Source organism: Streptococcus sp. 339 (assembly GCF_013277285.1).
In the GTDB taxonomy this organism is placed as follows: domain Bacteria; phylum Bacillota; class Bacilli; order Lactobacillales; family Streptococcaceae; genus Streptococcus; species Streptococcus pseudopneumoniae.
Genome location: NZ_VMMR01000012.1, coordinates 1 through 12,626, shown reverse-complemented (window position 1 = coordinate 12,626; position 12,626 = coordinate 1). Strand labels below are relative to the sequence as shown.

11 protein-coding genes are annotated in these 12,626 nt (G+C 41.6%); 1 reads left to right on the top strand and 10 read right to left on the bottom strand.

Annotated features, from left to right (window positions below; translation table 11 throughout):
* Positions 1-16 precede the first annotated feature (16 nt).
* The 3 genes from HT736_RS01995 to HT736_RS01985 are packed head-to-tail and all read right to left on the bottom strand — an operon-like array spanning position 17 to position 2,667.
* Complete coding sequence (locus HT736_RS01995; protein ID WP_100104478.1) at positions 17-595, bottom strand: uracil-DNA glycosylase family protein; 579 nt, start codon at positions 593-595, stop codon at positions 17-19.
* A 53-nt stretch (positions 596-648) separates the two neighbouring features.
* Positions 649-2,049, bottom strand: coding sequence for a dipeptidase PepV (gene pepV, locus HT736_RS01990; RefSeq protein ID WP_138699802.1), 1,401 nt, complete (start codon positions 2,047-2,049; stop codon positions 649-651).
* Between the two features lie 12 nt (positions 2,050-2,061).
* Positions 2,062-2,667, bottom strand: coding sequence for a nitroreductase family protein (locus HT736_RS01985; RefSeq protein ID WP_000670184.1), 606 nt, complete (start codon positions 2,665-2,667; stop codon positions 2,062-2,064).
* Positions 2,668-2,837: 170 nt separating this feature from the next.
* On the opposite strand from HT736_RS01985, the gene HT736_RS01980 reads away from it, so the two are divergent.
* Positions 2,838-3,638 carry an amino acid ABC transporter substrate-binding protein gene (locus HT736_RS01980; RefSeq protein ID WP_000714630.1) on the top strand — a complete coding sequence of 267 codons (801 nt, stop codon included), beginning with the start codon at positions 2,838-2,840 and terminating at the stop codon, positions 3,636-3,638.
* Positions 3,639-3,703: 65 nt separating this feature from the next.
* Here the strand turns inward: HT736_RS01980 and HT736_RS01975 are convergent, their stop codons facing one another.
* From HT736_RS01975 to HT736_RS01945, 7 genes are all read right to left on the bottom strand, one after another.
* Positions 3,704-4,537, bottom strand: coding sequence for a metallophosphoesterase family protein (locus HT736_RS01975; RefSeq protein ID WP_138706731.1), 834 nt, complete (start codon positions 4,535-4,537; stop codon positions 3,704-3,706).
* Positions 4,527-6,374, bottom strand: coding sequence for an excinuclease ABC subunit UvrC (uvrC, locus tag HT736_RS01970; protein ID WP_172930695.1), 1,848 nt, complete (start codon positions 6,372-6,374; stop codon positions 4,527-4,529). Before uvrC ends, HT736_RS01975 begins: the two co-directional genes overlap by 11 nt.
* Positions 6,375-6,412: 38 nt before the next feature.
* On the bottom strand, positions 6,413-7,114 hold the full coding sequence (locus tag HT736_RS01965; RefSeq protein WP_001267402.1) for a M57 family metalloprotease: 702 nt from the start codon (positions 7,112-7,114) through the stop codon (positions 6,413-6,415).
* Between the two features lie 78 nt (positions 7,115-7,192).
* Entirely contained in the window at positions 7,193-8,425 is a 1,233-nt protein-coding gene (gene murN, locus HT736_RS01960; RefSeq protein WP_172930694.1) for a peptidoglycan bridge formation alanyltransferase MurN, read from the bottom strand.
* Between the two features lie 4 nt (positions 8,426-8,429).
* Positions 8,430-9,650, bottom strand: a complete 1,221-nt coding sequence (locus HT736_RS01955; RefSeq protein WP_000286543.1) for an aminoacyltransferase — start codon at positions 9,648-9,650, stop codon at positions 8,430-8,432.
* A 111-nt stretch (positions 9,651-9,761) separates the two neighbouring features.
* The gene (locus HT736_RS01950) at positions 9,762-10,541 is read right to left on the bottom strand and encodes an alpha/beta hydrolase family protein (protein WP_172930693.1); all 780 of its coding nucleotides are present in this window, start codon (positions 10,539-10,541) and stop codon (positions 9,762-9,764) included.
* Between the two features lie 68 nt (positions 10,542-10,609).
* Positions 10,610-12,271, bottom strand: coding sequence for a ribonuclease J (locus HT736_RS01945; RefSeq protein ID WP_000065626.1), 1,662 nt, complete (start codon positions 12,269-12,271; stop codon positions 10,610-10,612).
* Positions 12,272-12,626 lie beyond the last annotated feature (355 nt).

The following is a 12,626-nucleotide window of genomic DNA, read 5'->3' as shown; positions in this document are numbered from 1 at the left end:
CTTTGATTTTCATTGACTATAAAATGGTTTTAATTCTTTTTTTCAAATCTGGCACCACTTCTGACTCAAACCAAGGATTTTTGGCCATCCAGATTTGATTTCGTGGTGAGGGGTGAACTAGTGGAAAATAGGTTGGCAGATAGTCTTTATAGTGTTTCACCCTCTCCGTTACCTTCCCACTGATTTTCTCCTGTAAATAGTAGGCTTGGGCATATTGCCCAATCAAGAGGGTTAACTGAATATCAGGCAATTCCTGTAAGAGCTGCGGATGCCATTTTTCTGCAAAACCTGCTCGCGGCGGTAAATCACCTGACTTACCATGCCCTGGAAAGTAGAAATCCATAGGCAAAACAGCAAAATAACCTGAATTATAAAAGGTATCTTCATCCACACCTAGCCAGTCCCGCAAGCGGTCACCACTTTTATCTTTCCAGTAAAGGCTTGCTTCTTGAGTTTTAAGTCCCGGAGCCTGACCGATGATATTGATGCGAGCAGTTTTTGGCGCTGCAAAGAGAGGCTCAATGCCACGCTCTGTATAGCTGGCATTCTGCGAATCCGCCATGATAGCCTGTTTGATTCTTTCGATTTGAGACATCTACTTTCCCTCCAAAAAGAAGTCCAAGCATACCATCTCAGACTTCTATCGTTTTATTTGATCAATTCGTAAATAGCTTCGGCATAGATTGCTGCTGCTCGGAAGAGATCGTCCAAGGCGATAAATTCATTGGCTTGGTGCATGGTATCAATCGAGTCTGGGAACATAGCACCATAGGCAACTCCGCGCTCTAACAAGCGACCAAAGGTTCCACCACCGATGACTTGTTCATGACCTTTAAGGCCTGTTTGTTTTTCATAGACATTCAACAAGGTTTGCACAAGTGGATCTTCCATTGGCACATAGTGAGGGGTATGACCATGTTCTGATAGACTGACAGAAGCAACTGGCAAGTTTTCTAGGATTGACTTGATTTGTTCTGGACTTGTTCCTTTTGGATAGCGGATGTTAAGGGCAATGGTATTATCAGCACTTGTTTCATCGAAGCGGAAGACGCCGGCATTCATAGAAAGAGCACCCATCTTTTCATCCACATGAGCAATCTTGAGATTTTCACCCTTATGATCGTTCAAGAGAATTTTACCTGCGATGTCAAGGTAGTCTTTGGCTGGACCAGCAAAGCCAAACTGGCTGAGGAAGAGGGCAAGGTAAGTTGCGCCATTGACACCTGAAGCAGGCATAGCACCGTGGGCTGATTTACCAATGATCGTCACCTTGTATTGGCCAGCTTCTTCTTGGAGTTCTCCTCTAAGTTTGTGTTCTGCAACAAAGGCATCTAGTTTAGCTTGCAAGTCTGTCAAGTCACCTGAAACGACTGCTGTTGCTGATTCTGGTACCATATTTTCACGTAAACCACCTGTAAAGCTGTGAAGACGGGCTGCACCTGTATTTTCACCTGCAAAGTGGAGGTATTCCGTGATGTTTCCTTTTTCACCATTGATGATTGGAAATTCAGCATCTGGTGAGAAACCAAAGTCTGGCTTGGCGAGTCCTACGTGCTCGAAGTAGTAGTCCATATCTGCCCAGCCTGATTCTTCGTCTGTTCCAACGATGAAGCGAACTTTCTTAGAAGTTGGAAGGCCCAATTCTTTGATGATTTTCAAACCATAGTAGCAAGCTGTTGTAGGTCCCTTGTCATCTGAAGCACCACGCGCATAAAGGCGACCATCTTTGATAGTTGGTGTGTAAGGGTCTGTGTCCCAACCGCTACCAGCAGGCACCACATCCATATGGGCAAAGATGCCGAGAACTTCTTCTCCATCACCAAACTCAAAATGTCCTGCGTAGTTATCGACATTCTTAGTTGGGTAGCCATCGCGGTCTGCGATTTCAAGGAATTTCTCCAAGGCTTTTACTGGACCAGGTCCAAATGGATGCTGGGCATCAGCCTTGCTATCATCACGTTCTGAGTTGATTTCCAAAAGGCTAAACAAGTCAGCCAAGAGGTCTTCTTTGCGTTTTTCTACTTCTGCTGTAAAATCAATTGCTGTCATTTTTTCTTCTTTCTATCTTTTCTCGATGATTTCATCTACTGGCAAGCGGTAGCTTGGTTCCAATTTGTCGTCTGTGTAACCCACTGTGATCAAGAGTTCTGGGCGGAAACGGTCTTCGATTTCCAAAACTTCATTAACTTTTGATTTGTCAAAACCAAGGATAATATTGGAACCAATTCCTTGGTCTGTAAGAGCGAGAACCAAGTTCATAGCAACCAAACCTGCATTGAGTGCTAGGTAGTCGCTGACTTGTTGTTCATTGTAGCGTGCAAATTCAGCTGGCAAATTTTTCATGAAGTATTGAAGTTGTTCTTCTGAGAAATTGTTAGCACCACCAACTCGGGCAATCTTACGAGCGCGTTTGGCAAGGTCTGTATCTGTAAATAGGGCAATGGTTACAGGTGCTGATGATACCTGCTCAAAGTTTGAACCATAAGCCAACTTTGCCAGTTCAGCATTTTTCTCACGTACTACCACAAATTTCCAAGGCTGGCTGTTGTGGGCACTTGGTGCCAAGGTTGCAATTTCGATAGCCGTACGCACATCTTTTGGATCAACTGGCTTATCAGTAAACTGCTTAGTCGCATGACGTTTTTTGTTTAATTCAAGAAATTTCATAATCGATTTCCTTTTCTAATTCTACTGCTTCCATTCTACCATAATTTGAAAGAGCTTGCAGGGATTTTTCATGATTAAGATTTTTTATCACAGCCATAAAAAATATATATTGGTTCATCAAGACAGTTTCTGATAAACTAACAAGTACTTTACATTTGAATGGAGATATTATGAAAAAATTTAGCCTATTATTAGCCATCCTACCATTTTTGGTTGCCTGTGGAAATCAAGCCACACCCAAAGAGACTAGCGCTCAAAAGACAATCGTCCTTGCTACAGCTGGCGACGTGCCACCATTTGACTACGAAGATAAAGGCAATCTGACAGGCTTCGATATTGAAGTTCTAAAAGCAGTAGATGAAAAACTCAGCGACTACGAGATTCAATTTCAAAGAACCGCCTGGGAGAGTATCTTCCCAGGACTTGATTCTGGTCACTATCAGGCTGCAGCAAATAACTTGAGTTACACAAAAGAGCGTGCTGAAAAATACCTCTACTCACTTCCGATTTCCAACAATCCCCTCGTCCTCGTCAGCAACAAGAAAAATCCTTTGACTTCACTTGACCAAATCGCTGGTAAAACAACACAAGAGGATACCGGAACTTCTAACGCTCAATTCATCAATAACTGGAATCAAAAACACACTGATAATCCTGCTACTATAGATTTTTCTGGTGAAGATATCGGCAAACGAATCCTAGACCTCTCTAACGGTGAATTTGATTTCCTAGTTTTTGACAAGGTATCCGTTCAAAAGATTATCAAGGACCGTGGCTTAGATCTTTCTGTGGTTGACTTGTCTTCTACTAATAGTCCTAGCAATTATATCGTTTTCTCAAGTGATCAAAAAGAGTTTAAAGAGCAATTTGATAAAGCACTCAAAGAACTCTACCAAGATGGAACCCTTGAAAAACTCAGCAATACCTATCTAGGTGGTTCTTATCTCCCAGATAAATCTCAGTTACAATAAGATATATTAAAAACGATTGGACCAGCCAATCGTTTTTAGTTTGCATTGGTTATTTTAGGAAACTCTTACAAAAAATCAAAATAATCCTTCACATCTTCTACATACCCATGCTTTTCTATTAAGCTTGCTAATAGTTCCAGATTGTGCCCCTGATAGTTATCGTCACGACGCAGTTCTTCATACATTTCAATAAAGGGAAGCCCCTTGGACTTGGCCAATTCTAACTCCGCTTCATAATCATAAGCGACTTTACGAAATAGGATATTTACCAATTCCCCATCTTCAACTTCTATCACGGCATACTGGGCACGGTGATTTTTTAACGCCTCCCAGTTAAAATAGGGCATGCCAATCGAACCTGGATTGATGATTTGTTGCCCTTGACTGCCATAACGAAGTAACTGCTTGTGAACATGACCATAGACTGCCACGTCGGTTTCCGCATCTAGCAGTTGGTCAAATTTCTCTGTATCATTCTCAACTAGCAAGTCACCACCATAGTTCTTATTTGGCAAATTATGAGAGATAGAAAAGCGCAATCCGTCAATTTCTTTCTTTTCCAGCAAAGGCAAGCTTCGTAGCCAGACAATCGTTGCAGGATCCATTTGATCCATCAAAAACTGGGTCATGCGCATTGACTGGATTTCTTTCGGATGTTCCAAACCATATTCGCCATCCAAGGCCTCAAGGACACGATCATCCCAATTGCCTCGAACACTGGTTGTGATAGGAAGGTCCTTTAGCAGGGCGACTAAGTCATTTGCGCCTGGACCAGGAAGAAAAATATCTCCCAGAAGCCAATATTCACTGGCCCCTTGATTTTTAGCATCTGCAATCACTGCTTCTAGCGCCGTCGCATTGCCATGAATATCTGATAAAATTGCGATTTTATGGTTCATGATGGTCTCCTTCTGTTTGGTATTCTACACTTTCTTCCGCCACTTGAGGCAAGACTTCTGCCTCCTGCGGATTCAACTTCCTCTGAACTGCTTCTGCTACTGCTCTTGGTACTCCGACTTCGACAATCTCATCCACACTTGCTTCCTTGATTTTGGTCAGAGACTTGAAGTGCCTCATGAGATTTTGCTTGCGTTTAGATCCCAGACCGTCAATCCCATCCAATTGTGATGAAAAGGAATTTTTAGAGCGCAGTTGGCGGTGGAAAGTGATAGCAAAGCGGTGCACCTCATCTTGAATGCGTTGAAGGAGGAAAAATTCTTGAGAATTACGAGACAAGTCCACCACTTCCAGCGGATCTCCAAAGAGCAATTCATGGGTTTGGTGCTTATCATTCTTTTGCAGACCTGCAATTGGAATATCCAAACCTAGTTCCTCTTGGATGACTTGCTTGGCGATATTGACTTGCCCTTGTCCCCCATCAATGACAATCAAATCTGGAGGAGTCAAACCTTCTCGTTGTACTCGACCATAACGTCTGCGAATAACCTCACGCATACTGGCATAGTCGTCTGGTCCAACGACAGTCTTGATTTTATACTTACGATAATCTTTTTTACTTGGTTTGCCGTTGACAAAGACCACCATAGCTGAAACAGGACTAGTCCCCATGATGTTGGAATTATCGAAGGACTCGATGCGAACTGGAGTCGGAATTTGGAGCAAACGTCCTAGATTTTCAATAGCTCCTTGGGTCTTTTCGACTGATTTTTCTAGCAGGTTAAATTTCTGCTCCAGACTAACGCGTGCATTTTTTATAGCTAAATTGACCAGCTGCTTTTTCTCTCCACGTTGAGGCTTAAGAATCTTGGAATCCACCAAAGCCTTGACAGCTTCTTCGTCAATATCCTGCGGAATCAGTACCTCATTGGGAACTAGATGAGATTTTTCTTGATAGAATTGTCCCACATAGGTCAAGAAGTCCTCATCCGGATCGTTGTAGTAGGGAAAAAGATTGACATCGCGCTCAATGAGCTTGCCCTGACGAACAAAGAAAACCTGAACACACATCCATCCCTTGTCCACATAGTAGCCAAAGACATCGCGATTTTGGAGATCCTTAGCCATAACCCGTTGCTTGGTTCGAAGCGTTCCAATAGCCTGAATCAGGTCACGGTATTCCGCCGCACGTTCAAACTCCATAGTCTGAGCCGCCGCTGCCATTTTGCCCTTGAGGTTATCAATGATTTTATCATCTTGCCCTTTCAGAAAATCAGAAACCTCCTGAGCCATAGACTTGAAATAGTCCTCATCCTTCTTACAGATGGTGTGGCTCATGCATTGGCCGATATGGTAGTAAAAACAGACCTTAGACGGTGGATTGGTACACTTACGAAAAGGGAAAATCCGATCCAGTAGTCGCTTGATTTCATTGGCCGCCCCCACATCTGGATAGGGACCAAAGTAGAGACCTCCGTCCTTCTTGACCTGACGAGTGATAATCAAGCGTGGATAGCGCTCATTAGTGATTTTGATGAAGGGATAGGACTTGTCATCCTTGAGCATGATATTGTATTTAGGCTTATTTTCCTTGATCAGGTTGATTTCTAGGAGAAGTGCCTCAATATTAGACTCCGTAACGATAAATTCAAAATCTACAATTTCAGACACCAAAGCCTCTGTTTTGGTATCATGACTTCCACGGAAATAGGACCGCACGCGGTTACGCAGATTTTTAGCCTTTCCTACATAGATAATGGTGCCGTTTTTATCCTTGTGAATGTAACAACCAGGGCTGGTCGGCAAGAGCTCTAGTTTTGATTTAATCAAGTTGTTCATAATTCCATTATAGCAAAAAAATAGGGAAAAATAGTCCCCTACTCATTGGTCTCATATAATTTTCGAAGTCTTTCAACATCCTCTTCCTGGATACCATAAAAAGAACCTGCTGGTTGCATGACAGACTTCTCATCTGTATGATCCAAGCCAATCGCATGCCCCAACTCATGTTCTGCCGTATGGACAAGGCGCTCATAGGAATAGCCATAGTCAGGATTGGACAGATAATAATGATTCAAGCGCACCGTTACGGATAAGAATTGCCCTGTTAAGAGATTAGTTTGACTTTCCGCCTCTCCTGCCACAGGAGTGCCTCCGTCGTTCATCTCCGTAGCCGTAATATCCGCCTTACTAGACTCAGTCACGAGTTCAAAGTTAAAAGCACCAGTTTGATTCCAGTTCTGAATTGCTTCTAAATACGCCTCTTGAAAGCGTGAATCCATCTGGGGATCCAAGTAAATACGAGCAGAATCCTGCGGCCACCTTCCTTCAGAATGCTGGTGGCTATCAGTCTGGCTTAACTTAGGCAGTTGCCCTGTTTTTCCCCATTGGTCGATACTTTGTTGACCAATCTTTACTGACCGTTCTGCTTGCTTTAGCGCTCCTTGAAAATCCCCGTTCAGATACCAGAGAAGACCGAAAGCAAGAGCACATAAGAGCACAACTATCCAAACCAGGCGCCAAAACAAACGCCACACAAAAGAAAAGAAAGCCCCTATCAAACGAAAAAGCCAGCGCATGTCCCTCCACCTTTCTAGCAAATAAAGTCTATTTTACTAAAAGAAGCTAAAAGAAAGCTAAATACTGGCTTTTTCATCTTAACGTCCTACTATTTTTTTGAGTAATTGAATAGCTTTGTATTTTAAAGGCGATGGATGGTAACGGAAAGTACCTGCTTTGCGTACAATATAGCCATTAAAATTCTGTTTAAAACGCAAAACACCATCACTACCATCAAAAATCCCTTGAATGCCTAGGAAGTTGTATTTAGGTATTCCACGTTTTATGCTTTCCAACATAACATATTTTTGAAGCAGTGCAGGGGCATAGAACTTATTAAATTCAGTGTAGGAACCACTAAAGAGGTAAGTCGTTTCCTGAGGCATATAAACAAATAAACTCCCAGCTAAAACAATATCTTCTTCCCCATATTTTTCAATCAAGTCTCGCGCTTCTGCTTTTCGAACTTCAAACGTTTCAAATTGACTAGAATATTCTCTCAGTTGATTTTGTTTTTTCTCAGAATGAGGATTTTTACTCAAATCAAGTCGCAACTTGTCCAAGATTTCTTCTAGTTTACTTTGTTCACCTTGCAATTTGCTCATATAGTCCGAAAAATTTAAGCTTGCTATGAGAAACTCCGCTTGTTCTCCAAAAGCATCATAAAAATGCTCATAGTATTCTAAACTTTTATCACTATATTCTCTACGTTCAGAGGTCTCTTTTGTGATGTTCTTAAAAATCGATAGTTCTTCACGTTTTAACTTTTTCAATCGAATGCCAAAGGTTTCAGCCTTTTTCACCAAGGGTTTTCCCTTTTTGCTAAAACTTTTAAGCAAATTCTTTTCAGTTAATTCAGTCAAATCTTTATAGTATAACCAATCTGGTTCTCCACCTGGATACCCTGTCGTCAATCCATCAAATTGATAACCTAAATCAGTTAAATCTTGAATGATACTTTTTTTCTCAGCATCTATCGGATTACCTTGGCTATCAAAAGTTTGATAAGTTTCATAAGGTTTTACAAGCAACTCTAATACACCATTTTGCTTGGCATATTCTTTTAACTCTTCATAAAAAACTGGAAGGACATCTTGTTGGGTATAAATCGGCCCCGAATTGAGCTCCATATGCAGACCACCCAGCATGGGCAAGCTATAAACCAGAGCTGCAACTTGAATTTCTCCTTCTTGTTTCAAAGCAAGATAAACAATTCGAGCCCCTCTTTTTTCTAACAACTCCCCCATCTGGATCGATTGCATAAAGGAACGAGAAGAAACCTGACCAGAATAAGCTTGAAACTCTTCTTTCGTGAGTGTAATTAGTGCCATATACTTACTTTCTATGTTTTTTTCTTAATGTTTTACGGAAATCAAGAGCAAGTCTTAACAGAGGATAGAGAAGATGGGTAGGCATTGTAAATTCACCCAAATATTCTTCAATCGTTGGATTAAAATTAGCTTTAAAACGATAGAGTCCACCATCTAAAGCATTCTCGACGCCTCCTAAATTTTGCCATAAAATGCCACGTTCAAAGGAATATCGAGCCGTCTCATACCAAGTCAAAATAGGAGCTTTATAACGTCTAAAATCTTCATCCATTCCTGCGTATAGATTGACAGAAGTTTGTCCGAATTCTAAAGTCAAGGTAGCCGCTAAGGGAACTCTTGCTTGACCTGCATCCATATATTCCTGCAGGAAAGTCAATTCCTCTAACAAACGTTCTTTTTCCTTCTTCTGCGCTTCTACTTTTGAAGTGCGAGTCGACTCAGTAAAGGTCTCTTCCAAGGCTCTGTTTTTCGCTAACTGTTCTTCTAATTCTTGCGAACGTTTAGAGACATCCAAGGTTGCCAAGGTGATATAGGCCTTGTCCTTAAAATTATCTAATAACTTTTTATAATAGGCTTCATTCCTCAAATGAATCTCTTTCCGCTTCTCGGTTTTTTTCATCAAAAAGGAAAAAGACTCCAATAATTCAGTTCCACCAAATTGAATCTCTACCCCCTTATTCCGTGCTGTTCGAATAGCCTGTTTTGTTGACTTGGAAAGTTTATCTTCTTCAAAATTTTCCTTGTATATTTTCGCCTGAATACGAGGTTGAATGGTGTCTCCCATTTCCTCTGTTTTTCCTGACCACCTTACTCCCATTTGTTGCAAACTATCAATAATAGCCAGATTTTCAGGATATTCTGTCTTTTCCTGATTGATTAAACTTTGAGACAGGCAAATACTTGGGTCAAAAGTCACAAAAATAGCTCTCTTACTGCGAGCATAGGACTTAATAGACTGAATGACAAAACTCAAAAGTTCTGTATCCCCATAATCCAATATAGGTCCTCTTGGGATGTAAAACATTTTATAGCCTAGCGGAAGAGTTCTAATCAAAATACTAGCTGTCGCCAGTAATTCTTCTTCCCTGTAAACACCAAACTTCTCATGTTCCCAGTCAGACTTCACTTCTTCCCAAGCGCTACTTTGTAATACATTGGCTAATTCATGGTCTTTGACAAACTGATCATATTCTAATGCGGGAATGCCAATTTGATAACGGTACATTTCCTACTCTCTTTCCTCCAGTATCTTATTACTATTCTACTACTTTCGTTTGAAAAGTCTAGTGAAAACATATTTTATTTTAGTCCTACTCCCCCTATGCTGAAGTTCAAACTAAGTCAATCTCTCTTCTAATTTGAAATCAATCGGTAGGGTTGCTAAGAACCGTTCCAATTGTTTTTCCCAATAATACCACTCGTGAGTTCCAGCGCTATGGCTATAGGTCACATCAAAACCTAGTTTTTTGAGATTTTTCACTGCGAGATTATTGGCTTCATACAAGAAATCCTGCTCGCCACACCAAGCCCAGAGCTTGGTCTTTTTATCCGATTTTTTAGCCAGACTTTCAAGAGAATAGGGACTAGTTGTCCAGTCTCTAATCTCTCCAAAAACACCTCTCCAGTAGGCTGGACTTCCCAGATTTTGGCTCTCAGGAGAAAAATCTTGAAAGCTGAGAGCACCTGAAAAACTAGCTGCATGAGAAAAACGATTTGTCGCAAGAGCCAATTTGAAACAGCCGTAGCCTCCCATGGAGAGACCAGCGATAAAGGTCTTTTTACGCTTACTAGTCATATTAGGGAAGAAGCGTTTCAGAACCTGTGGCAATTCCTCTGCTAGAGCTGTGTAATAGTCAAAACCATACTGGGTATCAGTGTACCAACCGTTGCTGGTATTGGGCATGACGACGATGAGATTAGTCCCCCGAAGCAAGCGTTCTACATTGGTCCGTTTGAGCCAACTATTATGATTGCCAGACATCCCGTGCAAGAGGTACAAGACGGGAATATCTTCACACTCTGGTTCTTCCACTCGATTGGCATCAGGGTAGAGGACATTCACCCCCCACTCCATATCCAAAACTTGTGAGTAATACTCGATTTTCATTACTGCCATGATTTTCTCCTTCTATTTTCCGATAAGAAAAAGCCGAAACTAGACTTTATCTTTACTTATTTCAATGATTATTTTGCTTCCATGACTACTGGTAGAATAGCTGGACGACGCTTGGTTTGGTCAAAGAGATACTTGGTCAGATTATCACGAACCTTGCCTTTAAGATCTGCCCAGTCAAAGTCATCTCCTTGAAGATAGTCTTCTACCGTCTGGTTAATCAATTCTGAACTTTCACGGAGAATATCGCGACTCTTCTTGAGATAAACAAATCCACGCGTGTGAACACGAGCCTTAGCTACAATTTTCTTCTCACGTCGGTTAACTGTAATTGCGACGATGAAAATGCCATCCTCTGACAAGACCTTACGGTCACGAAGAACCACATTTCCAACATCACCTATGGCATTCCCGTCAATCAAGACATCCCCTGCCGAAACTGCTCCAGCTGGGACAAAGTCTCCATTCTCATAAGCCATGCTGGTTCCCTTTTTAGGGATGAAAATGCGTTCTGGCAACATACCTACTGCCATAGCAGCCTTAGCATGGGCATCCAACTCGCGGTATTCCCCTTGAATTGGGAAGAGATACTTAGGTTGCAAGAGATTGATCATCAACTGCAAATCACGCGCATTTCCGTGCCCTGATACATGTAAACTTTGGGTAATCAATTTGACAACCCCTCCTGCCTGATAAATCATATTTTCCACACGCGCAACGAAGGCTTCTTTAGCAATAGACGGAGCCGTAGCAATATAGACCAGGTCCCCATCCTTGATTTCTACATAACGATGGCGACCAATCGACATCTTACGAAGTCCATTGATAGGTTCACCCATACGACCTGTCTCAAGAATAATCAACTCATGGTCTTCAAAGCGAGACATATCTTTCGGCTTAATCAAGAGAATTTCGTTGGCTAAAGACAACTTCTTGAGACGAATCGCTGTGCGGACGATATTTTCAATATCAAATCCTGTCAAGACGATACGTCGACCTGTTTTATCCGCAGCGTCAAAAATCTGCTGGATACGAGAAAGGTTACTGGAAACAGCTGCAACGATGATACGACCTTCCCAGTCAGCAATGGTTTGGGTAATTTCATCTCTAACTTCACTTTCACTAGCCACCTGAATATTGCTGTCCGCATTGGCCGAATCACTGAGGAGAGCCAGGACGCCGTCACGACCGATTTCTGCCAAACGAGCGAAGTCTGTCGCATAGGATTCACTAGCTGTCTGGTCAAATTTGAAGTCACCTGTATAAACGATGCTACCTTCAGCTGTCTTCAAGACAATTCCCAGGCTCTCTGGAACGGAGTAAGTCGTAGGGAAGAAGGAAACCACTGTCCCACCAAAATCAATCTCCGTATCTTCATCAATAACATGAAAATCATTAAATTTCTTGACTGCGTCATTTCCTTTGACAAAGAGCTTTGCCAACTCAATGGTCAACTCAGAGCCAAATACAGGTACCTTGGCTTCAGCCAAGAGATAAGGCAGAGCACCAATAGCATCTGCATGTCCGTGAGTTAAAAATACCCCAGCAATTCGATCTTTATTTTCAAAAAGGTAGTCCATCTTTGGAATCACCACATCGACCCCTAATTGTTCATTTTCGGGATATTTTAACCCTGCATTCAAAACAAAAATGGACTCTCCAATTTCAGCAATGTACATATTTTTCCCATTTTCACGTACACCACCAAGTGTTGTTAAACTAATATTACTCATTTTTCCTCCAAAATCTTAGTTTATCTTGATTATAGGGTTGCTTACCCTCTTATTCTAAAAGCACTATTACTTTTATACTCTTCGAAAATCTCTTCAAACCACGTCAGCTTCGCCTTACCGTATGTATGGTTACTGACTTCGTCAGTTTCATCTACAACCTCAAAACCATGTTTTGAGCTGACTTCGTCAGTCTTATCTACAACCTCAAAACCATGTTTTGAGCAGCCTGCGGCTAGTTTGCTCTTTGATTTTCACTGAGTATTCCTTCATTTTCTCCTGCAATTGAATTCTTGCTCGGCTTTTTGTTTTCTATTTCTTTAAAATCAAAGTAGCTCTTTTATAATAACTCGATCAA